24 protein-coding genes, 1 pseudogene and 1 riboswitch are annotated in these 25,136 nt (G+C 64.3%); of the genes and pseudogenes, 12 read left to right on the top strand and 13 right to left on the bottom strand.

Going from position 1 to position 25,136, the window contains the following annotated elements; translation table 11 throughout:
• Nucleotides 1–12: 12 nt before the first annotated feature.
• Entirely contained in the window at nucleotides 13–1,278 is a 1,266-nt protein-coding gene (lysA, locus tag VK792_RS06315; RefSeq protein ID WP_326296526.1) for a diaminopimelate decarboxylase, read from the bottom strand.
• A gap of 273 nt (nucleotides 1,279–1,551) precedes the next feature.
• Here lysA and VK792_RS06310 point away from each other — a divergent pair, with 273 nt between their 5' ends.
• Nucleotides 1,552–2,535, top strand: a complete 984-nt coding sequence (locus VK792_RS06310) for a cytochrome-c peroxidase (protein WP_326296525.1) — start codon at nucleotides 1,552–1,554, stop codon at nucleotides 2,533–2,535.
• Between the two features lie 57 nt (nucleotides 2,536–2,592).
• Here the strand turns inward: VK792_RS06310 and VK792_RS06305 are convergent, their stop codons facing one another.
• Nucleotides 2,593–3,153 (bottom strand): TlpA family protein disulfide reductase, encoded by a 561-nt coding sequence (locus VK792_RS06305; RefSeq protein ID WP_326296524.1) that lies wholly within the window; start codon nucleotides 3,151–3,153, stop codon nucleotides 2,593–2,595.
• A 23-nt stretch (nucleotides 3,154–3,176) separates the two neighbouring features.
• Here VK792_RS06305 and argH point away from each other — a divergent pair, with 23 nt between their 5' ends.
• The 6 genes from argH (at nucleotide 3,177) to VK792_RS06275 (ending at nucleotide 7,575) form a co-directional block, all read left to right on the top strand.
• On the top strand, nucleotides 3,177–4,568 hold the full coding sequence (argH, locus tag VK792_RS06300; protein WP_326296522.1) for an argininosuccinate lyase: 1,392 nt from the start codon (nucleotides 3,177–3,179) through the stop codon (nucleotides 4,566–4,568).
• Entirely contained in the window at nucleotides 4,565–4,738 is a 174-nt protein-coding gene (locus tag VK792_RS06295; protein ID WP_326296521.1) for a hypothetical protein, read from the top strand. Before argH ends, VK792_RS06295 begins: the two co-directional genes overlap by 4 nt.
• Complete coding sequence (locus VK792_RS06290; protein WP_326296520.1) at nucleotides 4,735–5,049, top strand: DUF2834 domain-containing protein; 315 nt, start codon at nucleotides 4,735–4,737, stop codon at nucleotides 5,047–5,049. The genes VK792_RS06295 and VK792_RS06290 overlap by 4 nt, the downstream gene beginning before the upstream one ends.
• 70 nt (nucleotides 5,050–5,119) lie before the next feature.
• On the top strand, nucleotides 5,120–5,512 hold the full coding sequence (locus VK792_RS06285) for a hypothetical protein (protein ID WP_326296519.1): 393 nt from the start codon (nucleotides 5,120–5,122) through the stop codon (nucleotides 5,510–5,512).
• Complete coding sequence (locus tag VK792_RS06280) at nucleotides 5,509–6,453, top strand: sterol desaturase family protein (protein WP_326296518.1); 945 nt, start codon at nucleotides 5,509–5,511, stop codon at nucleotides 6,451–6,453. Before VK792_RS06285 ends, VK792_RS06280 begins: the two co-directional genes overlap by 4 nt.
• Before the next feature lie 63 nt (nucleotides 6,454–6,516).
• A complete protein-coding gene (locus VK792_RS06275) occupies nucleotides 6,517–7,575 on the top strand; it encodes a hypothetical protein (protein WP_326296517.1) in 1,059 nt (352 codons plus the stop codon).
• 5 nt (nucleotides 7,576–7,580) lie between these two features.
• Here VK792_RS06275 and holA read toward each other — a convergent pair whose 3' ends face one another.
• The 5 genes from holA to VK792_RS06250 all read right to left on the bottom strand — a co-directional run bounded on the left by holA (nucleotide 7,581) and on the right by VK792_RS06250 (nucleotide 13,249).
• On the bottom strand, nucleotides 7,581–8,606 hold the full coding sequence (gene holA / locus VK792_RS06270; RefSeq protein WP_326296516.1) for a DNA polymerase III subunit delta: 1,026 nt from the start codon (nucleotides 8,604–8,606) through the stop codon (nucleotides 7,581–7,583).
• Nucleotides 8,603–9,103 carry an LPS assembly lipoprotein LptE gene (gene lptE, locus VK792_RS06265; RefSeq protein WP_326296515.1) on the bottom strand — a complete coding sequence of 167 codons (501 nt, stop codon included), beginning with the start codon at nucleotides 9,101–9,103 and terminating at the stop codon, nucleotides 8,603–8,605. The genes holA and lptE overlap by 4 nt, the downstream gene beginning before the upstream one ends.
• On the bottom strand, nucleotides 9,090–11,645 hold the full coding sequence (gene leuS / locus VK792_RS06260) for a leucine--tRNA ligase (protein ID WP_326296514.1): 2,556 nt from the start codon (nucleotides 11,643–11,645) through the stop codon (nucleotides 9,090–9,092). The genes lptE and leuS overlap by 14 nt, the downstream gene beginning before the upstream one ends.
• Before the next feature lie 255 nt (nucleotides 11,646–11,900).
• A complete protein-coding gene (locus tag VK792_RS06255; protein ID WP_326296513.1) occupies nucleotides 11,901–12,503 on the bottom strand; it encodes an enoyl-CoA hydratase/isomerase family protein in 603 nt (200 codons plus the stop codon).
• Complete coding sequence (locus VK792_RS06250) at nucleotides 12,500–13,249, bottom strand: SDR family oxidoreductase (RefSeq protein WP_326296512.1); 750 nt, start codon at nucleotides 13,247–13,249, stop codon at nucleotides 12,500–12,502. Before VK792_RS06250 ends, VK792_RS06255 begins: the two co-directional genes overlap by 4 nt.
• 124 nt (nucleotides 13,250–13,373) lie before the next feature.
• Between VK792_RS06250 and VK792_RS06245 the strand changes: the two genes are divergently transcribed.
• Nucleotides 13,374–14,900 (top strand): DUF2125 domain-containing protein, encoded by a 1,527-nt coding sequence (locus tag VK792_RS06245; protein ID WP_326296511.1) that lies wholly within the window; start codon nucleotides 13,374–13,376, stop codon nucleotides 14,898–14,900.
• Between the two features lie 80 nt (nucleotides 14,901–14,980).
• On the opposite strand, the gene VK792_RS06240 is transcribed toward VK792_RS06245, so the two are convergent.
• The 5 genes and pseudogenes from VK792_RS06240 to kynU form a co-directional block, all read right to left on the bottom strand.
• Nucleotides 14,981–16,276: an NAD(P)H-dependent oxidoreductase gene (locus VK792_RS06240; RefSeq protein WP_326296510.1), complete on the bottom strand. Its 1,296-nt coding sequence runs from the start codon at nucleotides 16,274–16,276 to the stop codon at nucleotides 14,981–14,983.
• Nucleotides 16,277–16,375: 99 nt separating this feature from the next.
• Nucleotides 16,376–16,810, bottom strand: a pseudogene (locus VK792_RS06235) (6,7-dimethyl-8-ribityllumazine synthase).
• A gap of 80 nt (nucleotides 16,811–16,890) precedes the next feature.
• Nucleotides 16,891–17,036: riboswitch (FMN riboswitch) on the bottom strand.
• Nucleotides 17,037–17,165: 129 nt separating this feature from the next.
• Nucleotides 17,166–17,918, bottom strand: a complete 753-nt coding sequence (locus tag VK792_RS06230) for an SDR family NAD(P)-dependent oxidoreductase (protein ID WP_326296509.1) — start codon at nucleotides 17,916–17,918, stop codon at nucleotides 17,166–17,168.
• A gap of 61 nt (nucleotides 17,919–17,979) precedes the next feature.
• Complete coding sequence (locus VK792_RS06225; protein ID WP_326296508.1) at nucleotides 17,980–18,456, bottom strand: GNAT family N-acetyltransferase; 477 nt, start codon at nucleotides 18,454–18,456, stop codon at nucleotides 17,980–17,982.
• Nucleotides 18,453–19,646, bottom strand: coding sequence for a kynureninase (gene kynU, locus VK792_RS06220; protein ID WP_326296507.1), 1,194 nt, complete (start codon nucleotides 19,644–19,646; stop codon nucleotides 18,453–18,455). The genes VK792_RS06225 and kynU overlap by 4 nt, the downstream gene beginning before the upstream one ends.
• Before the next feature lie 117 nt (nucleotides 19,647–19,763).
• Here kynU and VK792_RS06215 point away from each other — a divergent pair, with 117 nt between their 5' ends.
• The 4 genes from VK792_RS06215 to lpxK all read left to right on the top strand — a co-directional run bounded on the left by VK792_RS06215 (nucleotide 19,764) and on the right by lpxK (nucleotide 24,135).
• Nucleotides 19,764–21,110 carry a TldD/PmbA family protein gene (locus VK792_RS06215; protein WP_326296506.1) on the top strand — a complete coding sequence of 449 codons (1,347 nt, stop codon included), beginning with the start codon at nucleotides 19,764–19,766 and terminating at the stop codon, nucleotides 21,108–21,110.
• The gene (locus tag VK792_RS06210) at nucleotides 21,097–21,870 is read left to right on the top strand and encodes a 3'(2'),5'-bisphosphate nucleotidase CysQ (RefSeq protein WP_326296505.1); all 774 of its coding nucleotides are present in this window, start codon (nucleotides 21,097–21,099) and stop codon (nucleotides 21,868–21,870) included. Before VK792_RS06215 ends, VK792_RS06210 begins: the two co-directional genes overlap by 14 nt.
• A 64-nt stretch (nucleotides 21,871–21,934) precedes the next feature.
• On the top strand, nucleotides 21,935–23,140 hold the full coding sequence (locus VK792_RS06205; protein ID WP_326296504.1) for a 3-deoxy-D-manno-octulosonic acid transferase: 1,206 nt from the start codon (nucleotides 21,935–21,937) through the stop codon (nucleotides 23,138–23,140).
• The gene (gene lpxK, locus VK792_RS06200) at nucleotides 23,140–24,135 is read left to right on the top strand and encodes a tetraacyldisaccharide 4'-kinase (protein WP_326296503.1); all 996 of its coding nucleotides are present in this window, start codon (nucleotides 23,140–23,142) and stop codon (nucleotides 24,133–24,135) included. Before VK792_RS06205 ends, lpxK begins: the two co-directional genes overlap by 1 nt.
• Before the next feature lie 3 nt (nucleotides 24,136–24,138).
• Here the strand turns inward: lpxK and VK792_RS06195 are convergent, their stop codons facing one another.
• Nucleotides 24,139–24,999 (bottom strand): N-formylglutamate amidohydrolase, encoded by an 861-nt coding sequence (locus VK792_RS06195; RefSeq protein WP_326296502.1) that lies wholly within the window; start codon nucleotides 24,997–24,999, stop codon nucleotides 24,139–24,141.
• Nucleotides 25,000–25,136: the final 137 nt, after the last annotated feature.

Raw genomic sequence — 25,136 nt, 5'->3', positions numbered from 1 at the left:
AAGAGGAATGCCTTACAGCCACGCGGGGATGGTATCGCGATTTATGATTTCGTCAAAGCTTGGCCGTGCCCGGATGACAGCGAATTGATCCCCGTTCACCAGCACTTCGGGCACCAGCGGACGGGTGTTGTATTCGCTCGACATCACCGCGCCATAGGCCCCGGCAGAACGGAAAGCGACCAGATCTCCAGCCTGCAACGGCGGCATCACGCGCCCCTTGGCAAAGGTATCACCGCTTTCGCAGACCGGGCCGACGATATCATAGGGCGCCATCTCGACCCCTGGCTCTGCCTCTTTTACAGGCACGATTTCGTGGTGCGCATCGTACATCGCGGGCCGGATCAGATCGTTCATCGCCGCGTCCAGAATCAGGAAGGTCCGGCCTACGCCGTCCTTCACATAGATCACTTCGGAAACAAGGATCCCGGCGTTGCCCGCGATCAGGCGGCCGGGCTCGATTTCAAGCTCGCATCCAAGGTGGCCCAGCGTCCGCTTGACCAGCGCGCCGTAATCCATCGGCAAGGGCGGCGCTTCGTTCGATCGGGTGTAAGGAATGCCCAAGCCACCGCCCAGATCCAGCCGCCGGATATTGTGGCCATCGGCGCGCAGCTGTTCGGTCAGTTCGGCGACCTTCTGGTACGCCTGTTCATAGGGTTCCAGCTGCGTCAGCTGGCTGCCAATATGAACGTCGATGCCAATGACTTCGATCCCCGGCAGGCTGGCGGCTTCGGCATAGACGGCGCGGGCCTTGGCAATGGGGATGCCGAACTTGTTTTCCGACTTGCCGGTCGCGATCTTGGCATGGGTCTTGGCGTCGACATCCGGGTTGACGCGAATGGTGACCGGTGCGGTTGCGCCCATTGCACTGGCAATCTGTGAAATCACCCTGAGTTCCGGTTCGCTTTCAACGTTGAATTGGCGGATTCCACCGTCCAGCGCGGCGCGGATTTCCGCCGCGGTCTTGCCAACACCGGAAAATACGATCCGGTCTCCGGGCACACCTGCGGCCTTGGCACGGGCATATTCCCCGCCCGAAACCACATCCATGCCCGCGCCCAGCGCGGCCAGGGTTTTCAGGATCGCCTGGTTGCTGGCGGCCTTCATGGCATAGCAGACAAGGTGGTCGGTGCCTTCCAGCGCCTCGTTGAACAGCTGGAAATGGCGGGTCAGCGTCGCGGTGGAATAGCAGTAAAACGGCGTGCCCACCTGCGCAGCGATGTCAGCGACAGCCACGTCCTCTGCAAACAGCTCGCCGTCGCGATACAGAAAATGATCCAAACCAGCCTCCTTAACGATCGGCTGCTCATTATCCCATGCACTGTCACAGCGGAACCCGGAATTTCTTGTGCAGGCCCCGACAATGACAGCCGGCTCTTCACGCAAAGATCACGAACTTTTGATCCACATCAACGCATTCAAAACAAGAGATCTATAATCATTCTAAAAGAAACGCGTAACGTTAACCTTTTGGACATTATGGAGTTTTCGATGTTCACCACGAAACGGCTTTGTGCAACGTCCCTTGCGATAATCCTTGCGGCGCAGGGCGCAATGGCCGACGACCTACGCGAAATGGCGCTGGAAATGTTCTCGCCACTGCCCTCGACCACGCCGGCCGTGAATGACAACCTGATCACCCCGGCCAAGATCGACTTGGGCAAGGCGCTGTTCTTCGATCCGCGCATGTCGGCCTCTGGCGTGTTTTCGTGCAACTCGTGCCACAACCTGGCAACCGGCGGGGACGACAACATGCCAACCTCGATCGGCCACGGCTGGCAAAAGGGCCCGCGGAACTCTCCGACCGTGCTGAACGCCGTCTTCAACGAAGCGCAGTTCTGGGACGGGCGCGCGCCTGACCTTGCGGCACAAGCCAAGGGGCCGGTGCAGGCTGGCGTCGAAATGGCCAACACGCCTGACAACGTTGTCGCCACGCTGAATTCGATGCCGCAGTACCAGGACTGGTTCAAGGCGTCCTTCCCCGACGAAGCCGACCCGGTGACCTTCGACAACTTCGCCAAGGCAATCGAAGCCTACGAGGCGACGCTGCTGACCCCGTCGCCCTTCGACGCCTATCTGAACGGTGACGAAAACGCGCTGACCGACGATGAAAAAGCGGGGCTGGCACTGTTCATGGATGCGGGCTGTGCGTCCTGCCATAACGGGATCAACCTTGGCGGCAACGGCTACTACCCGTTCGGCCTGATCGAAAAGCCGGGCGCCGACATCCTGCCCGAAGGCGACCGGGGCCGGTTCGCCGTGACCGACACCGCCGACGACGAATATGTCTTCCGTGCCGCGCCCCTGCGCAACATCGCGGTGACGGCGCCCTATTTCCACTCGGGCAAGGTCTGGGATCTGGAAACCGCCGTCGCGATCATGGCGACCTCGCAGCTTGGCGCCGACCTGAACGATCAGGAAATCGGCCAGATTACCGCCTTTCTTGGTTCGCTGACCGGCACGGTGCCCGTGGTCGAATACCCGGTCCTGCCGGCAGAAACAGCCACCACGCCACGCCCGACCGGCGAGGTCAAATAAAACTCATTGGGGACGAAGGTTCTTCGTCATCTGGGGCCGCCTTGTGCGGCCCATTTTTTATCCGGCGGGGCTGATCAACGCGCGCAGCACCGCTTTGGCATTGTCACTGGACCAGTCCGCATCGCCGCGCATCCGGGCGATTTCCTGCCCCTCCGGGTTCAGCACGATGGTGATCGGCAGGCCAAGAATGCCCATCTGCCGCGCCAGCGCCTGTTTCGGGTCGCGATGCATCGGCAGGTTGTCGACGCCGATTTCGTCAAAGAATTTCTGCAACGCGGGCGGCGCGTTGCGCCCCGTGGCAATGGTCACGACCTCGAAACTGTCGCCGCCCAGTTCGGTTTGCAATTCCGACAGCATCGGCATTTCGTGGCGACAGGGCGCGCACCACGTCGCCCAGAAATTGACCAGCACCCATTTGCCCTGCCAGTCCGACAGTTTCAGCGGGGCGCCGTCGAAGGTTACGAACTCGGCGCCACTGACAGGCTGGGGATCGCTGTGAAACGCCAGTTTTTTCATGTCGCCCTCGCGCAGGGCCTCTGCCGAGGACGGATCGGCCGCCGCCGGAATTGCAAGCGCGGCCAGCGCGGTATAGACGATGCCGAAGACCAAACGTTTCAAATCTGCCTCCCAATAGGTGCCTTATGTCCGAAAAGTCCTCGAACCAGATGTGGGGTGGCCGTTTCGCCGCCGGTCCCGATGCGATCATGGAGGCGATCAACGCCTCGATCGGGTTCGACAAGCGCATGGCTACGCAGGACATCGCCGGTTCAAGGGCCCATGCCGCGATGCTTGCGGCACAAGGCATCATCACACCTAGCGACGCGGACGCCATCCGGGAAGGGCTTCTCACCGTTTTGTCAGAGATCGAGGCCGGAACGTTCCAGTTTTCGACCGCGCTGGAAGACATCCACATGAACGTCGAGGCACGCCTGTCCGAAGTGATCGGTGAACCGGCGGGCCGTCTGCACACCGCCCGGTCCCGGAATGACCAGGTGGCGACCGACTTCAAGCTTTGGGTACGCGATCAACTGGACGCCGTCGAAGGCGGGCTGCTGGCATTGATGCGCGCCCTGCTGGGCCAGGCAGAGGCCGGGGCGGACTGGGTCATGCCCGGCTTTACCCACCTGCAAACCGCGCAACCGGTGACCTGGGGCCATCACATGATGGCCTATGTGGAAATGTTCGCCCGTGACCTGTCCCGCGTCCGCGACGCGCGCAAACGGATGAACGAATGCCCGCTGGGGGCGGCCGCGCTGGCCGGAACCGGGTTCCCGATCGACCGCCACATGACGGCCGAAGCGCTGGGGTTCGACCGTCCGTCTGCGAATTCGCTCGATGCGGTCAGCGACCGCGATTTCGCGCTGGAGTTCCTTGGGCTCGCGTCGATCAGTGCGATCCACCTGTCGCGCATGGCCGAAGAACTGGTGATCTGGTCTTCGGCCCAGTTCCGGTTCGTCACCTTGTCCGACCGGTTCAGCACCGGCTCGTCTATCATGCCGCAAAAGAAAAACCCCGACGCCGCCGAACTGATCCGCGCCAAGATCGGCCGGATCATGGGTGCCAACGTCGCCCTGATGACGGTGATGAAGGGGCTGCCCTTGGCCTATTCCAAGGACATGCAGGAAGACAAGGAGCAGGTCTTCGACGCGGCCGACAACTGGATGCTGGCGCTGGCCGCGATGGAAGGCATGGTGCGTGACATGACCGCCAATCGCCCGGTGCTGGAAGCCGCCGCAGCAAGCGGGTTCTCTACCGCGACCGATCTGGCGGACTGGCTGGTGCGCGAACTGAACCTGCCGTTCCGCACCGCGCACCATGTCACCGGGTCGCTTGTCGCCCTGGCCGAGAAAAAGGGGTGCGACCTGCCCGACCTGTCGCTGGACGACATGACCGCCGTGCATGACGGAATCACCGAAGCGGTTTATGATGTTCTGGGCGTGCACAATTCCGTCGCCTCGCGTCAAAGCTATGGTGGCACGTCGCCGGTGCGTGTGCGCGAGCAGATCGCCCGCTGGAAGGACATCCTTGGATGAAACAGATCGCCGCTGCCCTGATCCTGACGCTTCTGGCCGGTTGCGGGGCTGACGGGCCGCCGATCCGGCCCTCGGTCAATACCTCTGTCCGGGTCACACCGAACGGGGTCAGCACCGCGACCGGGGTATCTGTGCAATCCGGCCCGGTCACCGTGGGGGTCGCGCTGTGACCCCGCTACGCTGGCTTTACCTTGCGCTGGCGGTCTGGGGCGCGGTGCATCCGATGGCCTATTTCATTCAGTGGTTTTCGGAAAACGGCCTGTCGATCATGGGCATGGTGGACGCCTGGCACGCAAACGCAGCCAGTTCCGGCCTGGTCTGGGACCTGACGATTGCCGCCGTCACGCTGACGGTCTGGGTGTTGGCAGAGGTCGCGGTGCGCCGCAACTGGATCGCGCTTCTGGCGATTCCCGCCACCTTCTGCATCGGCGTCAGCTGTGGCTTGCCGCTTTACCTGTTCCTGCGCTCCCGCCCGATCTGAACGGCTGACGCCACGCGCCTTTTGACAAACGCCCCCGTCCCGGCATGAAATGCAGGTGGGAGGATGGGCAATGCCGCTGGGTAGTCTTGTCGTGCTGGTTGTCGGGGGCATCGCGGGCATCGCGTTGCTGACCCATGTGCTGGGCTGGTCGCAGCCCCGCCAACTGCTGACCGAAGAGGACGCATCGCGCGGCTGGCTGCGCGAATTTCCCGATACGACGGTGACCTCTGTCACGCTCTGCGCCAATGGCGCCGCCGCGCTGATCGCCAGCGACGCGGGCCCCGGCCTTGTCTGGCCGATGGGGGCCGACACCTCTGCCCGGTTCCTGACCGGTGCGCAGGTGACCGTACGAAAAGACCGCCTGATCGTACGATTGCAAGATTATACCGCCCCGCGCATCACGCTGCGGCTGGGCCCGGATGACTGCGCCGCCTGGCGCGACAGGATCAGAGGCACGACATGACCGACCAACTGACCTATCCCGACGTGGTGCAACTGGCGGTGCCGTTCTTCATCGCCGCCATCCTGATCGAACTTGCGTGGATCGCCATCAAGGGTCGGGGCGGCCGGTATGAAACCCGCGACGCGGTAACCAGCCTGATCATGGGGGCGGGCAATGTCGTCTCCGGTATCGTGCTGGGGTTCATTGCCTGGGGGTTCTTCCTGTTCCTCTGGGCGCTGACCCCCCTGGACCTTGGAACCGGTTGGTGGGTCGTTGCGCTGTGCTTCGTTCTGGACGACCTGCGCTATTACTGGGTGCACCGGTTCGGACATCGCATCCGCTGGGTCTGGGCCAGCCACGTCAACCACCATTCCAGCCAGCATTACAACCTGACCACCGCCCTGCGGCAGACATGGACGGGCACCTTCACCTTCATGATGATCGTCCGCGCGCCGCTGATCCTGCTGGGGTTTCACCCCGCGATGGTGCTGTTCGTCGGCGGGCTGAACCTGATCTACCAGTTCTGGATCCACACCGAGGCGATCGGCAAGATGCCCCGCTGGTTCGAGGCGATGATGAACACGCCCTCGCACCACCGCTTGCACCACGGGCGGAACCCGCGCTATCTGGATGCGAATTATGCCGGGGTGTTCATCGTCTGGGACAAGATGTTCGGCACGTTTGTACCCGAGCAAGAGGATGAAAAAGTCGACTATGGTCTTGTGCACAATCTTGGCACGTTCAACCCGATCCGGGTGGCGTTCCACGAATGGGTGGGTATCTGGCGCGACGTGACCCAGCCGGGCATCCGACTGCGCGACAGGCTGATGTATGCGATCGCCCCGCCGGGGTGGAGCCACGACGGCAGTCGCGACACATCCGAGGGCATCAAGGCCAAGCACCTGGCCCGCAACCCAGAAGATGCCGACACGCCCGGTTTCCCATCTGGATCAAAACCCTAGGCGCTTTTCGTTGACAGGCATGGCGTATCTGAACCACCCTCGCCCGGCACGTGGAGGACCCGGATGAGACACGCCCTGATTGGCCTGATGCTGTGTGCCCTGGGCGCCTGCTCGACGCCTGTGACCCCGCCAGCCAGCCCGCCCGTCGAGGCGGTGGAGCTTCCGGCGGCGTCCCTGCCGGGCACGGGAAACCCCTCTCCCTACGGCGCGATTGTCCGGCGTGAGGCGCAGAATGACGAAACCGGCGCGGGCCATGTGACCAACATCGCCTACCAGAACGATTTCGGGCAGGACGAATTCCGGGTCGAGAACATCGCCTTTGGTGGCACAACGACCTACACGCGCGGCGACCCTGTGACAGGCGTGGCGCAGTTGGGCCGGTTTGGCGTCTACGAAGGCACGGAACGCCTGGTTGATCCTGTCACCGGCGATACGCTGCAAACGTTCGATTACCGCCTTGTCGCCGCGCGTGGTGCCAATGGGGCGACCGAGGTGGCGATCGTGCGCTCCGGCAGCACTGTCGATCAGGGATTTGGCGGGTTCATTTTCCAGCGGAACGCGTTCGACGACAACGGCGATGAAACCTACTTTGTCATGCCCATGGAGGGCGACGCCTATTTCGCGGGCGACTATGCCGGGATACGCGTGTTCGAGGGCCACGACGGATTGGAATATGTCGTAGGTCGGGCCGTGTTACTGGTGGACTTCGAGGATGCGTATGAAGGCGGCTTCGGGCCGATCCTTCAGGTAACGAACAGGCGCGCCTATGACGTCAATGGCACCGAAGTAACCGCAAGCATCGTCCAGGCGTTGGAAGGGCAGTACGGTGCCCTGCCCGGTCTGCGCGATGCCAACGGCACTGCCACCCTGCCCGAGGTCTTGGCGGCCGTGGGGCCAGAGACGTTTGACAGGAACGGTGAATTCAACGGCCCGGCAAATGTCTGGGTGCTGACCCCTGAGGGACGATGGACCGCGCTATCGCAGGGGACGATGCACGGCGTCATGACCAATGAAGAGCCGGGCTTTGAGGCGGTCGGAGTCGTTGTCCTGAGCGGCGATGATCCGCGGCTGTCCGGCACGCGTGTGGTGGAAACCGGGGGGTTTGTGGTCGTTAGGGAGTAGCCCGGTCACGCCCGGGCCAGCATCGCCAGCCGGATGAACAGCCGTTCCACCAGCGCCAGCGCCGGGGCGTGCTGCCCGGCAGAGCGCAGTTCCAGATCCGTATCCAGGATCGCCTCCAGCGCTGTTTCCAGCTTGAACATGCCCCAGTGCTGCGCTTGTCGCTGCATCCGGTCACGACGCGGGCCAAAAATCGGTGGGCGCATCCGGGCAATGCCCTGCGCGGCGCCGCCGGGATCGCTGGCCGCCGCGTGCAGCGCGCGGAAATGACGGGTCGCCATGATCACCAGCGTCACCGGCGCGGCCCCTTGTGCCTGCAGCCGGGCCATCACCGGGCCGATCAGGTCCATCCGGCCTTCGGCCACGATGTGCAGCACCTCGTCCACGTCCGCCTCGGTCGAGGTCGGGGCCGACAGCGCCACCTCTGCGGCGGTCAGCGCGCTGTCGTCGTCCAGCTTGTAAAGCGCAACCTTGCCGATGGTCTGGCGGAAATCGCCGGGGTCCAGTTCCTTGGCCAGCGCCAGCAGCGCCTCCATACCAGAGCGGTCGATATTGGTCAGGCCCGCCTTGGCCAGATCGGACTCGATCTCTGCCCGGCTGGGCGGATCGTTGTAGATGCCAGCCGCATAGGCGGTGGGGTGGCCTTCGAACAGCTTGCGCAAGGCGGATTTGGCGGCGAGCTGACCCGCCGACACGATGATCTGCGCATCCCCCGGACGCCAGTCTTCCAATGCCGCGCCAATCGCCTTGGCCGCCGCATCGCCCGCTTCCTCGACAAAGGCGACACGCGGGCCGGGGAAAAATCCCTGGGCCTTGATCGCGTCGATCAGCATCGCGGGGTCCTTGCGCAGATCGCCGCCTGACATCCGGGTCAGGCGCATCTCTTCCTCGCCCTGGGGACCAACCAGCGCGGCAATCACCTGCTGGCGTTTCAGCGCGACCCGCATCGCGTCTTCGCCATAGATCAGCAGGCCGGCCGCCTGCGGATCGGGCTTGGCGAAATAGCCGTGGGCGTCGCGCGCGGAAAGCTTCATGCTTGCGGCAGGCTTGCGGCGATGCCGATCAGCCAGTCGGTGATCTGATCGGCCAGAATGACCATCAGCCGTTCGCTGGCATCGCGTTCGGCGGCCAGCGTCGCCACGGTGGACCCGGTGGTGGAATAGGCGGTAAAGGCGCTGGTCGCGCCTTCGAACAGAACCTGGTCACCGCCCGCCGCGCGCAGCACCATACGGGCGTTGCCCAGCAGGTGAAACCGCGTGGTGCGCCCATCCTGCGTGCTGCCCAAGCCTTGCCGGTCGGTGGTCACCGTCACGGTCAGGTCATAGGCCGCAGCCTCTGCCCGGCCCAGCCGTTCCTCCAGCCGCCGGTTCAGCAAATAGCCGTTCCGGTCAGTCGGCACGTTCAGCGCCACCTGCCGTTGCAACCGCTGCGCGCCGCCCTGCGGCCCGTAAGCCGGGGCAAAGCCACAGCCTGACAGCCCCGCAAAGGCGAGGCCGCAGGTCAGCAGCTTGCGACGGTCAAATAACGACATTCACGATCCGGCCCGGTACGACGATCACCTTCTTGGGGATTGCCCCGTCCAGCGATCTTTGCACGGATGCCTCGGCCAGTGCCAGCTTTTCGACCTCGGCCTTGTCCATGTCCTTGGGCACGGTGATTTCACCGCGCCGCTTGCCATTGACCTGGATCGGCAGGGTGACCGTATCCTCGACCAGCATCGCCGGATCGGCCACCGGCCAGGGCGCCGTGGCGATCAGGCCCTCGCCCCCCAGCATCGCCCAGATATCCTCGGCCAGGTGCGGGGTCATCGGCGACATCAGCTGGGCCAGTGTGCGCGTCGCCTGCCGCTTGGCCGCGGCGCCGGCCTTGGATTTCGACAGCGTGTTGGTAAAGGCATAGAGCTTGGCGATCGCGGCGTTGAAGCCAAAGCTTTCAACCCCCTTGGTCACCTCGTCGATGGTCTTGTGCATCTCGCGCAGCAGGGCCTGATCGTTGTCAGATGCCCCGGCGTCCGATGCCGCCACTTCTGCCGCGATTCGCCAGACCCGGCCCAGGTGTTTCGATGCCGCCTCAGCACCCGACGCGGTCCATTCCACGTCGCGCTCCGGCGGGCTGTCGGACAGCACGAACCAGCGCGCGGTATCGGCGCCGTACTGTTCGATGATCGCCACCGGATCGACCACGTTGTTCTTCGACTTCGACATCTTGGCCGACGGGATGATCTCGACCTCGGTCCCGTCCTTGAGGAAGCCCTTCCCGTCACGCAGGTCCACGGTTTCCGGGTAATGGTAAACCGGCCGCCCCTCGGCGTTGCGGGTCTGATAGATCGCGTGCGTGACCATGCCCTGCGTGAACAGCGCGTTGAACGGCTCTTTCGACTTCTCGGGCAGGTGGCCGCAGATGTGCATCGCGCGCGCGAAGAACCGCGAATACAGCAGGTGCAGGATCGCGTGTTCGATGCCGCCGATATACTGGTCGACGTTCATCCAGTAGTCTGCCTCGGCCATATTGGTCGGCGTTTCGGCCCGCGGCGCGGTAAAGCGCGCGAAATACCATGACGAGTCCACGAACGTGTCCATCGTGTCGGTTTCGCGCTTGGCCGGCTTGCCACAGGACGGGCAGGCACAGTCGCGCCAGGTCGGGTGCCGGTCCAGCGGGTTGCCCGGCGTGTCGAACGATACGTCGTAGGGCAGTTCTACGGGCAGGTTTTCCTTTTTCTCCGGCACCACGCCGCAGGCATCGCAATGCACCACCGGGATCGGACACCCCCAATAGCGCTGACGCGACAGGCCCCAGTCGCGCAGGCGGAACTTGGTCACGCCATGGCCGACGCCGTTTTCTTCGCAGATCGCAATCGCGGCATCCACGGCTTCGTCCCCGGTCTGCACCTCTTGTCCGGCGAGCAGACGGGTAAAACGTACCTTGTCGCCCTTGGGCGGCACGAACGGCGCCGCCTGGATATCGATCTCGCCGTCCAACGGCAAAAAGGTCTCAACGATCGGCAGGCCGTATTTCACACAGAAATCGTGGTCGCGCTGATCGTGTCCCGGGCAGCCAAAGATGGCACCGGTGCCGTAATCCATCAGGATGAAATTCGCGATATAGACCGGCAGTTCCCAGGCCGTGTCAAACGGATGGCGCACCTTCAGCCCGGTGTCGAAACCCAGCTTCTCGGCCTTTTCCAGCGCCTCTTCGCTGGTGCCGACCTTGCGGCACTCGGCACAGAAGGCCGCAACCTCGGGGTTGTCCTTCTCCAACTGCCTGGCCAGCGGGTGATCCGGTGAAATCCCCAGGAACGACGCGCCCAGCAACGTATCGGGCCGGGTGGTATAGACCTCGATCCGGTCAAACCCGTCCGGCCCGTCGATCAGCGACCAGGCGAATTGCAGACCCCGCGACTTGCCGATCCAGTTGGCCTGCATCAGCTTGACCTTGGCGGGCCAGTCGTCCAGCCCGTCAAGCGCCTCCAGCAGCTCACCCGACATGTCGGAGATCTTGAAGAACCACTGGGTCAGTTCGCGCCGCTCGACCTCGGCCCCCGACCGCCAGCCCTTGCCATCGATCACCTGCTCATTGGCCAGAACGGTCATGTCAACCGGGTCCCAGTTCACCACGGCGTTCTTGCGATAGACCAGGCCGGCCTTCAGGAAATCCAGGAACAGCGCCTGCTGTTGGCCGTAATACTCCGGGTCGCAGGTGGCGAACATCCGGCTCCAGTCCAGTCCGAAGCCCAGCGGCTTCATCTGCGCCACCATGGTGTCGATGTTGGAATAGGTCCAGTCCTTGGGGTGGCCGCCAATCGCCATCGCGGCGTTTTCCGCCGGCATCCCGAAGGCGTCGAACCCCATCGGGTGCAGCACGTTGAACCCGTTGGCCAGCTTGTAGCGCGCGATCACGTCGCCCATGGTATAGTTGCGCACGTGGCCGATGTGGATCCGCCCCGACGGGTAGGGGAACATCTCCAGCACGTAATACTTGGGCTTGTCATGGCTGCGCACCGCGCGGAAGGTCTGGGCCTCGGCCCAGGCCTCTTGCCATTTCGGTTCAATCACGGACGGGTCATAGCGCGACATGGGGTCGTTCCTTTGCGGCGCGGGAAGGTCAAGGTCGCCGGTGGTGATAGGGCCAAGCCCGCCCGCCGTAAAGGGTCGGATCGGGCAAACCCCGTCCCCAAAGCGCCAAACCTTCCACTTCTTTGGTTTCCCAAATACCTCGGAGGTGAATTTTCCCGGCACGGGAAAAGAGGGGGCAGCGCCCCCTGAACCGCCTGCCGCAGGCAGGCTCATGCCGTGCGGGCCGCAAGGCCCGCTCCGCTTGATACCTGCCGATCAGAACAGCCCGTTGATCCCGCGCACATGGGCCGAGTCGGCGGCCAGCGTGTCGGCGGCCAGCGCGCGGGCCTCTTCGACCACGTCCCCCTCGACGATGCGGTTGACCAAGCCCCAGGTCAGCGCCTCGTCGGCGGCAATCTTCTGTCCGGCCATCAGGATCATCTTCGCCCGGCTTGGCCCGACCAGCGCCGCCAACCGTTTCGGGTCGGACGGTTGCGGCAGAAAGCCCAGTTTCATCACCGGGTAGAAGAACTTCGTGCCCGGCACGCAGACCCGCAGATCGCAGGCCAGCGCCATCCCCATCGCGCCCCCGGCGCAGGTCCCGTTCAGCGCGGCGATCGACAGCCCGCCAAAGCGCGCGATCGCCCCCGACAGCCGCTCCCACAGCGGCGAGGTCGCAAGCCCCGCCCGCGCGGCGTCAAGGTCGGCCCCGGCACAGAACACCTTGCCGGTTCCGGTCAGCACCAGCACCTTCTGGTCGCGCGAGTCCTCGACCGCGACGCACAGCGCCTCCAGCATCTCTTCGGTCAGCGCGTTGGCCTTGTCGGGCCGGTTCAGCGTGATGACGCTCAGCGCACCGTCTTCCGTGACCCCGATCATGCCACACCTATCGCCTTGCGGATCGCCTCGTCCCGCAACGAGACTTCGTCGCCCAGGAAGTCGTCGCCGCCTGGGCCGCACATCCAGACCAGCGTTCTTGCGGGCCATTCCGGCGGCACATGGTCGGACCAGTCCAACTGGCTCACCGGGTTGACGCCACTTGCCTTGATCTCGCGCTGCATCTGGGTGGCGACAGTCCCGGGCGACAGCGAAATCGCACGGATGCCCTGATCGCCGTTTTCCTTGTGCACCATGCGGGTCAGCATCAACGCACCCGCCTTGGACGCACAATAATGCGACCACGCTTCGATCGGATTGTGCGCCGCGCCCGACCCGATGGTCAGGATCGTCCCGCCGCCGGCCTTCAGCATCACCGGCAGCGCCGCGCGCATGCCGTGGAAAACGCCCTTGAGGTTGATATCGATCACCTGCCCCCAGGCATCCGGATCGGCATCCGACAGATGCGCGATGGGTTCGATCACACCGGCGTTGTTGACCAGCACATCCAGCCCGCCGAAATGCGTCACGCAGGTTTCGACCGCCTTTTGCATTTCCCAATACCGGCTGATGTCACAGGGAATCGCGATGGCCTGCGTCCCGATTTCTCCGGCCAGTTCGGCTATCGCGTCGGCCCCGCGCGCAACCATCGCGACATTCGCCCCCGCAGCGGCGAATTCCCGGGCCGCCGCCGCGCCGATGCCGCGGCTTGCGCCAGTGATCATTACGGTTTTTCCTGTCAAGTCCATGTATTCACCACTTTTCCAGCTTGGCTAACTGGTAAACACTGTGGCGCAACCGGTCCAGCCCCTTGACCGCCAGAGGGTTCGGGCGGATGCTTTGATCAAAGAATTGCTTCAGGAAGGGTTCGTCATGAAGAAATCTATTCACCTATTCGGCGCCACGGCGCTGTCGTCACTGCTGCTGAGCACACCATCCTTTGCCGATGTCACGGCTGCGCAAGTCTGGGGGGACATGCAGTCCTACATGCAGAGCTTTGGCTATGCGATGTCCGCCCAGGAGACCTCGTCGGGCGAGGGCGTCACGCTTGAAAACCTGACCATGCAGATGGATATCCCGGACGAAGCCGACGGTTCGGTCAGCGTGACAATCCCCAAGATCACCTTCCTGAACATGGGTGATGGCAGGGTCGAAATGCTGCTGCCGGAAACCCAGACCATGATAATGGTCGTCGCGGCCGAGGGCGAAACGGTCGAGGTCGGCCTCGACCTTGCGCAGCAGGGCTTTTCGATGATCGTGTCCGGAACGCCGGAGGAGATGACCTATGCCTATGTCGCCAACCAGATGCGCATCGCGCTGGCCAAGCTGATCGTCGAGGGTGAAGTGATCGGCCCTGACCAGGCCCGCGCCGAGATCGTGATGAACGGCTACAGCGGCACGACCGACATGAAGGTCGGCAACATCCGCGAAATCGTTCAGGACATGGCGTTGACCGGTGTCACTTATGACGTGATGATCAACGACAAGGACAGCGGCGATGGCGCCACGATCACCGGCAGCACCGGCGCACTGACCGGCTCGGGCACGACAACGATCCCGATGAATATCGACATGCAGGACATGGCTGCGGCGATGAAGGCTGGTTTCGCCTTTGCCTTCAAGATGGGCTATGCCGACAGCTCGATGAATTTCTCGTTCACCGAAAGTGGCGACGCGGTCAGCGGCACGGCAGCGACCGCGACCAACAGCTTCGACATCCGCATGAGCGAGGATGAACTGACCTATGCTGTCGCCGGCGGTGGCTCCAGCTTCCAGATCATGGGCGCGGATATTCCCTTTCCGGTCTCGTTCGACCTGCAAAGCCTTGGGTTCAACCTGACGATGCCGGTTTCCGCGTCGCCTGACGAACAGGACTTTGCGCTTGGCATGACGCTGGGGGGATTCACCATGGCCGACCTGCTCTGGAACATCGTCGACCCGGCAAACGCACTGCCGCGCGATCCGGCGACCGTGTCCTTTGACCTGACCGGCAAAGCCAAGCTGTTCCTCGACCTGATGGACGAAAAGGCGATGATGGACGCCGGCATGAGCGACGAAATGCCGGGCGAACTGAACGCTTTGACCATCACCACCCTGGTGGTCGACGCGGTTGGCGCCAAGCTCACCGGGACCGGCGATTTCACCTTTGACAACACCGATCTGCAAACTTTTGACGGGATGCCGCGCCCGATTGGCGGGGTTGACCTGAACCTGTCCGGTGCGAACGGGCTGATGGACAAGCTGATCCAGATGGGACTGATGTCGCAAGACGACGCGATGGGCGCACGGATGATGATCAGCATGTTCGCCGTGCCCGGCGACGGCGAGGATACATTCAAGTCCAAGCTGGAAATCAACGAACAGGGCCACATCCTGGCCAATGGAATGCGCATCCAGTAACTCTGTACGCTGCTTTGAAACGGAACCGTCCGGTCGGATCGACCGGACGGTTCTTGTCTTGACGCTTTGAAAGCTGACTCTCAGGCCACGCTTTGCAACGACTGCCGATACATCGCCAGCACGTCGTCTTCGGGCAGGTCGAGATCGTCCAGCATCAGCACCTGACCGGCGGGAATGTCGCGTTTGACCGACACCCCGTGCGCCAGTCCGATCGGCAGCGGCTGCGCTCCGGCGACAACCGGCTGCGCCTTGCCCCAGACGGTATACCCGCCCTCGCCATCCAGCATTTCGCCGGCTCTCAGGTCTTTCTTGGCAACGGAGGCCACCGTGCCGCGCATCTGCCGTGCGCTGCCCGTCGCCTCGCCCCGCAGGGCGGCGGACAGGACAGAGACCGACAGTTCCAGCCCGATCATGTGGAATGGTTTGTACATCGCGGCGAACCGGCCCGTACGGTCGGTGGGAAGCCCGTATTGCTTGAAACACGCGGCGGCATAGTCGTTCGGGGCCTCAAGCACGACGTATACGCCCCAACGCAGATCGCGGAACACGGGGCGCCCGTCCCGTTCGACAGACGACACCACCTCGACCATGCCAGGCCCGTCCAACTGCCCTCCGATCTCTTGCGGGCGCAGGATATGGGCCAGGTCGTCAACACCGCAGGGCGGAAACTTCAACCCGTCCGCCGGCACGTTCAGCCCGCACGCATTGGCAATTGCCACCATCTCGATCGCGCTTTTGGTCCCGTCGAGGAACGAATTGAACATCTGCGGGTTCATCCCCGCCTTCTTCGCCGCCTCCGAGGTCAACCCGTAATGCGCCCAGACCCCATCCGGTGTCACGTTGTGATAGTCCGGCAGATACTTTGTGCCTTTGCCAGCAGCCGCCACCCGGAAACCCGCGGCGCGCGCCCAGTCGACCATTTCCGACACCAGCGCGGGCTGGTCGCCATAGGCCATGGAATAGACCACCCCCGCCTCGGCCGCCTTTGCCGCCAGAACCGGCCCCACCAGAACGTCGGCTTCGACATTGACCATGACGATGTGCTTTCCCCCCGCGATGGCGGCCAGCGCGTGGGCAATGCCTGCACGCGGGTTGCCCGTCGCCTCGATCATCACGTCGATATCGTCGCGCGTGGCCAGCGCCTTGCCGTCGCTGACGAAATCCGTTGCCGCGATCCGGTCCGCGTCCCAGCCAACGGTCGCGCAGGCGGTGCGCGCACGATCCGGATCCAGATCGGCAATCGCCGTTACCTCCAGCCCCTCGATCGTGGGCACTTGGCTCAGAAACATCGAGCCGAACTTGCCCGCCCCGATCAGCCCCGCCCGCACGGGCGTGCCACGGGCTGCGGCCTCTGCCGCCAGTCTCGCAAGGTTCATGCAATCCTCCCTTTCCTCTGGTCCTGATCTTGACCGGCGGCAACAGGACTGTCCATGCGCCAACAAACGGGGCGCGCGGCGGCGCCCCCGGGAACAGACTCAGGCAGCAAGCGTCGCGCGGGTATTGCCGATTATCAACGCCGCCCGGGCCGCCTCGCGCCCCTTCTCGACGAAATGCGCGCGATAGATCGCGTTGTGATGGGCGGTGTCGTGGTAGTGATGCGGCGTCAGGCTGACCGACAGCACAGGTACGCCGCTGTCCATCGCGGCGCGCATCAGCCCATCGACCACGGCCTGCGCCACGAAGTCGTGGCGATAGATACCGCCATCCACCACCAGCGCCGCCGCCGCGACCGCCCCATATCGGCCAGAGGCCGCCTAGTCGCGCGCCAGCAACGGCATCTCGAACGCCCCGGGCACGTCAAAGACATCGAACTGTGCACGGGGAATGACCTCGCAAAATCCGACCAGCGCCTGGTCAACGATGTCAGCGTGCCAGTTTGCCTTGATGAAGGCATAGCGGGTGTGTGTCATCACATGATCTCCTTTCAGCAACAGACACGTCACCCAAGGCGATCACGAACAGACCCGCCCCCGACCACCGGGAACAGGCTGCACGTTCTCTTCCATCCGGACTGTAACCGTCGGCCCAGGCCTCTCACCTGGTCTGCTGACCCCCGGCCATGCCGGGGCGCTCGCGGGCTCGGGACAGGTGTCCCATACCGCCGGTGGGGAATTGCGCCCCGCCCTGAGAACGCGCCGACCATAGACCTGGCACCGCGCTCCGGACAAGCCCCGACCGGGCCCCATCATCTTGCGAAAAATATCCTCGGGGGAGCGCGAGGGGGCAGACAGCCCCCTCGCTTTGCGCCCGCACCCAAGGCGCGCGTCAGCGGCGCAGCGCCGGCAGCCCCACACCGGTCGACTCGAACCCGCCGTCCACCGCAACCACCTGCCCGGTGACATACGACGCCTTTTCGGAACACAAAAACGCAATCACCTCGGCCAGTTCGCGTTCGCTGCCATACCGATTCAGCGGGATCGCGTCGTGATAGGCATCGATGATCTCTTGCGTGTGCACCGCCATTGCAAGCTTGGTGCGTACCGGCCCGGGTGCCACACAGTTCACCCGAATTCCGTGTTCTCCAAGTTCCGCCGCATATTGCTTGGTCAACTGGATCACCGCCGCCTTCGACGTGCCATAGGCGACGCGCAGGGTCGAGGCACGAAGCCCACTGATCGAGGCGATGTTCAGCACCGCGCCACGGGTTTCCTTCAGCGCCGGGATCGCTGCCTGGGTACACAGGAACACGCCGTCAAGGTTGGTTGCCATCACCTCGCGCCAGGTGTCGAACGTCGTATCTTCGACCGGCCCGAACCGGGCGACGCCGGCATTGTTCACCAGCGCGTCCAGCCGCCCGCCCCAGGCCAGGGTTTCGCGGATCATCCGGCCCACGTCCTGCGGGTTCGACACGTCGGCATCCACCGCCAAAACGTTGTCACGTTCACCCGCCACCTTTTGCAATTCTTCGGTATCGCGATCGACCAGCGCCACGCGCCAGCCCATTTCCCGCATCACATCCGCCGTTGCCAGCCCGATGCCGCGGGCCGCTCCGGTGACAATGGCCACCTTCTGGGTCATTTCGGAACTCCTCCCTCGAAACTCTGGCCCAGATGCCAGAGATCGCGGCCAAGTTCCACACTCAAGCGCCGGGACAGTCCAGCGACAAGGACATCCCGAAGCGGTGCAGCACCTGGCCGCGCAGCGCTACATCCTCTTCGAAATCGACCTGCCAGCCATTGCGCCCGAAAAAACGTCGCGCCAGATGGCTGGCATGCGTGGTCAGGCGCGTTTTGCCCTGTGCCCGCGCTTCGTCGAGGACCGCGCCGTGCAAGGCGGTGGCCACGCCTTTGCCCATGACCTCTGGCCGGACAAAGGCCATGTCAAGATAGCCCCCTTCAGCCAGCGACATCAGCCCGACGATCCGGTCATCCTGAACAGCGACGAAACAAGCCTGCTGCAACAGCTTGTCGGGCAGGTTTGGATCAGGATCCGGCGTGGGCGCCCAGGCTGCGCGCTGTTCAGCCGTGTAGAACGTCGCGGCACCCTGCCGGACGGCATCGTAGAAAACTTGTTGGCAGCCGACCCGATCCTCGGCCCGGTATCGGCGCAGGATCACGTGACCGCCGCGCGCTGATGGTACTCGGGCTTGTCCCAAAGCCGATCACGCAGGATGCGGGCCAGCACCTCAACCGCGTGATCGACATCGGCATCCGAAGTGTATAGCGGCGTGAACCCGAAGCGCATGACATCCGGCGCACGGAAATCGCCGATCACCCCATCGGCGATCAGCGCCTGCATCGCAGCATAGCCGTTTTCAAAGGCAAAGCTGACCTGGCTGCCGCGCTGTGCCGCGTCACGCGGGCTGACCAGCGTCAGATCCGGGCAGGAAGCCTCGACCCCCGCGATGAACCGTTCACACAAGGCAACCGACCGCGTTCGCAGGTCGGCCATGTCCACCCCGTCCCAGGCATCCAGCGCCGCATCCAGCGCCGCCAGTTGCAGCACCGGCGGTGTGCCGACGCGCATCCGATCAATCCCCATGCCGGGGCGATAATCTGGATCGAAGGCAAACGGTGCCTCGTGCCCCAGCCAACCGGACAGGATCGGTGCAACACGTTCGGATATGTCGGGCCGGGCATAGATGAAAGCCGGCGCGCCGGGCCCACCGTTGAGGTATTTGTAGGTGCAGCCCACCGCGAATTCGGCGTTCGATCCGGCCATGTCCACAGGCACCGCGCCCGCCGAATGCGCCAGGTCCCAGACAACAGCGATGCCCTTGGCCTGCGCCGCGCGCGTCAGATGCGCCATGTCGTGCATCCGCCCGGTGCGGTAGTCGACCTGCGTCAGCATCATCACGGCAACCTCGTCGGTCAGCGCTGCCTCGACCTCGTCGGGGGCGACGACGCGCAGTTCATAGCCCTGCCCCAGCGCCCCGATCAGGCCCTGCGCCATGTAAAGATCGGTCGGGAAGTTTCCGCTGTCCGACAGGACCACCTTGCGGTCCGGAACCAGTTGCAGCGCCGCCGAAAGCGCCTGGAACACCTTGATGGACAGCGTATCCCCCATCACGACGGTGCCCGGCGCCGCGCCGATCAGCCTGCCAACCCGATCCCCCACCTTGCGCGGCAGGTCCATCCAGCCGGCCCGGTTCCAGGCGGTGATCAGCATCTCGCCCCACTCAGAGGTGATCGCCTCGCGCATTCGTGCCTCGGCCGCCTTTGGCAGCGGGCCCAGGGAATTGCCGTCGAGATAGCAAATCCCGTCGGGCAGATGGAACAGGGCGCGGGTGGCGGTAAAATCGGTCATCTGGGTGTCTCCTTTGGCGGCATAGGTTCCCGTGGCGGCACGCGCTGTCAACCCATGCCCTTGCGCCCGGGCGCGCGGGGCTCTACCTCAAACGGGACCCAAAAAGGCTTGGAAGACATGACGCGACCGCTTGAAAACCTGACCCACGCGCTGCTGGACGCCGCCCGCAAGGCCGGTGCTGATGCCGCTGATGCCATCGCGATTGATGGGACCTCTGTTTCCATCGACGTGCGGAATGGCACGCTGGAACAGGCAGAACGGTCTGAGTCTGTCGACATCGGCCTGCGCGTCTTCGTCGGGCAGCGGGTGGCCAACGTGTCTGCCTCGGACACACGGGCCGAAACCATGGCGATGATGGCCGAACGCGCCGTCGCCATGGCGCGTGAAGCCCCTGAAGACCCCTACGTCGGCCTGGCCGATCCGTCGCAGATCACGGACCAGACCGACGCCAGCGCGCTGGAACTGTGCGATCCCAGCGCCGAACCCGCCCCCGCCACGCTGGAGGACGACGCCCGTCGGGCAGAGGCCGCAGCGCTGGCCATCACCGGCATTACGCAGGTGTCTGGCGCGTCCGCCGCCTATGGCGCGCACCGGGTGCACCTGGCCGCAAGCAACGGGTTTTCCGGTGGCTACGCCCGGACCTCGCGATCGAATTCGGTTGTCGCCATCGCGGGCACCGGCACAGGGATGGAACGCGACTATGACGGTGACATGCGCATTTTCCAGACCGACCTGCGCAGCCCCGAGGAAATCGGGACGCTGGCGGCCCACCGCACGCTTGAACGGCTGAACCCGCGGAAACCGAAAACCGGTGCCTATCCGGTTCTGTTCGACGAACGGATTTCCTCGACCCTGATCGGGCATCTGCTTGCGGCGATCAACGGGGCGGCCATCGCGCGCGGCGCTAGCTGGGCGCGCGACCTGCTTGGCCAGCCCGTGTTGCCCGCATCGCTGTCGCTGATCGAGGATCCGCGCCGCCCGCGCATCCCGTCCTCGCGCCCGTTCGACGCCGAAGGGCTGGCGACGCGCCGCCGGGCCGTGGTTGAAAACGGTATCCTGACAGGCTGGACCCTGGACCTTGCCAATGCGCGCAAACTGGAGTTGCAGAGCACCGCCAACGCCGCGCGATCGACCAGCGGCGGGCCGTCGCCGACCAACTGGAACCTTGAACTGACCCAAGGCGATGCCAGCCGTTCGGACCTGATCGCGCAGATGGGAACCGGGCTGATCGTGACCTCGATGATTGGTTCAACCATCAACCCCAATACCGGCGACTATTCCCGTGGGGCCGCGGGCATGTGGGTGGAAAACGGCGAAATCGCCTATCCGGTGTCCGGGGTGACGATTGCCGGGAATCTCAAGAGTATGCTCCGGAGCCTTGTTCCGGCCAATGACGCGCGCCCGTGGCTGTCGCGCGTCGTACCATCGCTTCTGGTCGAAGGGCTGACTCTTGCCGGCGAATGATCTGGACCTTCTGATCGCGGCCGCCCACGCCGCGGGCCAAGTCGCCACGTCCTTTGTCGGCGGCGAACTGGACGTGCGCCACAAGGACGATGGCGCAGGACCAGTGACCGCCGCCGATCTGGCCGCGAACGCCGTGCTTGAACAAACGCTGCGCGGGGCGCGGCCCGGCTATGGCTGGCTGTCCGAAGAATCGCCCGACGATCCCGCCCGGCTGAACACGGAGCATGTCTTTATCGTTGATCCGCTGGATGGCACCCGCAGCTTTATCAGCGGCGAAAACACCTGGGCGCATTCCATCGCGCTTGCGGAAAACGGCCGGATCGTCGCCGCGGCGATCTACTTGCCGATGCTGAACAGGCTTTACACCGCCGCCGAAGGCAGTGGTGCGCATCTTAACGGCACCCCGATCCAGGCGTCTGACGCCTCCAACCCCGATACCGCTCGTGTCTTGGCAGCGCGGCCCGCGCTGGATCCGCAGCATTGGCCCGGCGGGGTGCCCGACTTGCGCCGCAGCCATCGTCCATCGCTGGCCTATCGCCTGAGCCTTGTGGCCGAGGGACGCTATGACGCGATGTTTACCTTTCGGCCGAGCTGGGAATGGGACATCGCCGCCGGGACACTGATCCTGCAAGAGGCGGGCGCCGTGGCCACCGACAAGACCGGCGGACCCCTGATTTTCAACAACCCGCATCCGCAGTGCAACGGTGTGCTGGCTGCTGCCCCTGCGCTGCACGCCGCGCTTCTGCAAAGGCTGCGCTAAGCCTTGCCGATGCGCGGCAATCTGCCTATCCCCAGGGGAGCCCCGTGAACCGAAAGGTGCTCTGTTGAAACGGCAATCGCTCAGCCTTGCCGCCTATCTGGCGATGACGCGGTCCGCCGCACAACGCCCGCTGCCCGACTATCCCGCGCGGCAAGGGCCGGTGGTCTGGCTGCACGCCGCCGCGCCGCAGGACGTGGCCGCGATCCGGTCATTCCTGTGTCGTTTGCTGCCGCAGGGCGACGACATTCAAGCCGTGGTCACCGGAGTGGCGCCAAACCTGAGCGACAACATGATGACTTGCGTCGAGGCCCCGGGCGAAAGCCAGGCCGAGATCATGCATTTCCTGTCCCACTGGCGCCCTGTCTTCGGCGTATGGAATGGTACCGACATGCGCCCGGCGCTGTTGTACCGCGCGGCGGAACGGGGGTGCCGCCTGGTGGCGGTCAACCTTCGGGACAGCGCGATTAGTGCCTCTGCCCGTGGTTGGCGACCGGATGCGTCGCACGCGATTCTTGATGTGTTCGAAACGCTGCATGCCACCGATGCAGCGGCCCTGGCGCGGTTGCAGAAACTGGGCCTTCCGGGCGAGAAGTTGCACCTGTCCGGCAGCTTCCGCGAAACCCCGATGCCGCTGCCGGTCGACGAAGACTTGCTTGAGGACATGGCAACGCACCTGTCGGCCCGCCCTGTCTGGCTGGCCGCGCGCGTCGATGCCGACGAAATCGAGATCGTCCTGCAATCGCATCAACGTGCCGGTCGTCTGGCCCATCGGTTGCTGCTGGTGCTCAGCCCGGCGCCGGATGTGCGGGTTGGCGATGTAGAGCATATGCTGCGCGACCACGGTCTGCGCTGGATGCGCTGGAACGGCCACCAGATGCCCGAAGAAGCGACGCAGGTGATCCTTTCCCCAGACCCGGAACTGCTGGGCCTGTGGTACCGTCTGTCCCCGGTTTGCTTTCTTGGAGGATCGTTGTCCAATGGCCGGGGCGGAACCGACCCGATGGAAGCGGCCGCCCTGGGATCGGCGATCATCTATGGCCCGAACGTCGGCCGGCATCTTGGGGCGTACTCGTTGCTGGCCGAAGCAGGGGGCGCCAGGATCGTGCGCGATGCCGATACGCTGGCATCGGCCGTGCAGACGATCCAGGCACCGGACAAATCCGCCGCGATGGCGCACGCCGCTTGGGACGTGGCGACATCGGGCGCTCCCCTGGCCGACACACTTGTGGAACAGGCGCTTGATGCCATCGACCTTGCGGGGGTGGTGTGATGCGCGCGCCGGGGTTCTGGTTCACGTCACCCGACCGGCTGGCATTTTGGGCGCACCTTCTGCGACCGCTGGGCGCGCTGACGGCCGCGGCAACTGCGCGGCGGCTGCGCAAGGGCCAGCCTTTCGATCCGGGTGTGCCTGTGATCTGCGTCGGCAACATCAACGCCGGTGGCACCGGCAAGACACCGACCGTGATCGCATTGGTGCAAATGCTGCAAGCCATGGATGTGGCGGTGCATGTGGTCTCTCGCGGATATGGCGGAACGGAGACCGGCCCCTTGCGAGTTGATCCCACCCGCCACACCGCTGCGGCAGTGGGGGATGAACCGCTGTTGATCGCAGCCTTCTGCCCGGCCTGGGTCGCACGCGACCGCGCGGCCGGTGCGCGAACGGCGGTAGCACACGGGGCGCAGGCGATCGTGATGGACGACGGGTTGCAGAACCCGTCGCTCGGCAAGGATCTGACGCTGGTCGTAGTTGATGCGCAAAAGGGGTTTGGCAACAGGCTGTGCCTTCCGGCAGGTCCGCTGCGCGAGCCGGTCGAGGTGGGGTTGGCACGGGCGGATTTCGTGCTGTCAATCGGGCCACAAACCGCGCAGGACCACTTCAGCGCCGACTACTGGCAGAACCGCCCGCACCCGCCGCGCCTGCGCGCGCGGGTGGAACCGTTGCAGATGGGTATGGACTGGCACGATCAGCCGGTTCTTGCCTTCGCGGGCATTGGTCATCCAGAAAAGTTTTTTGCCACCCTCCGCGCGCTTGGCGCGGATTTGCGCCGGGCCGAAGCGCTGGACGATCACCAGCCACTGACACCCGCGCTGATGGCCCGTTTGGAGAATGAGGCGCACCTGACAGGCGCGCAACTGGTGACCACGGAAAAGGACGCCGTGCGCCTGCCCGAGGCATTTCGATCCCGTGTGCTGACCCTGCCCGTGCGCCTGCAGTTCGAAGACGCCGCCCCGCTGAAGGCGGCATTGCAACGGCTGCTGGCCTGACTGCTATTCCGCGGCCAGCGCAGTGTCGGTGCTGCCGATGGCCGCCAGTTCGGCCACGACACCCCGCAGAATACGACGGATCGCATGGAAATTGGCGTTCGGGCGAATCGCCGCTTCGTCCATGTACAACGCCCGGTCGATCTCGATCTGGATGGCGTGCTGATGGCGCGAAGGACGACCGTAGTTCTGGGTGATGTAGGCCCCTGCGAAAGGAGCGTTGCGCGCAACGGCAAAGCCTGCGTTGGCAAACGCCGCTTCGACCTGTTCGACGATATCGCTGCGCGCCGAGGATCCGAACCGGTCACCAATCACGATGTCTGGCCGCCGCCCACCAACATGCGCGGCATTGTCCAACGCTTCGTGCGGCATGGAATGGCAGTCGATCAAAACGGTCTGACCGAACTGCTGGCGCGCGCGGGTCAGCAGGTTCAGCAATTCACGGTGATAGGGGTGCCAATAGCGATCCAGCCTGCGGTACGCTTCGGATAACGGCAGTTTGCCGCTATAGATCGCGCGGCCATTGGCCACCACACGCGGCACGACGCCCAGGCCGGACGCGACTCGCGGGTTGTGCCCGATCCGGCGCACCCCGTCGACCAGCGCGGGATCCAGTTCGTCCGCGCTGCGGTTCAGATCGACAAAGGCGCGCGGCGCCCCGGCCCGCAGCAACGGCGCACCAAATCGCGGGGCGCAATCGAACAGGCGATCGACATACGCATCTTCAGAGGTGCGGATGCTGTGTTCATCCAGCACCGTATGGCGCAGGAAGGACCAGGGATAATCGCGCCCGCTGTGGGGCGACGCGAACACCACGCAGGATGTCAGCGCATCGGGTTCTTGCAGGTGAAAAGCTACCTTGGGCATTGGTCCTCCGTCAGGGGTACAATAGACCAAATTTTTCTCTTGCCAAAAGCCCTTGATCCCGGTCCCGACTCCTTTTATAGGAGCGGTCCAAGGCGCGGATTACCGCGCCCCGTTTTTCTGACGGGGCCGGGAACACG

It is taken from the genome of Mesobacterium hydrothermale (genome assembly GCF_035818635.1).
Taxonomy (GTDB): Bacteria; Pseudomonadota; Alphaproteobacteria; order Rhodobacterales; family Rhodobacteraceae; genus Mesobacterium_A; species Mesobacterium_A hydrothermale.
This window is presented reverse-complemented; position numbering and strand designations above follow the sequence as displayed.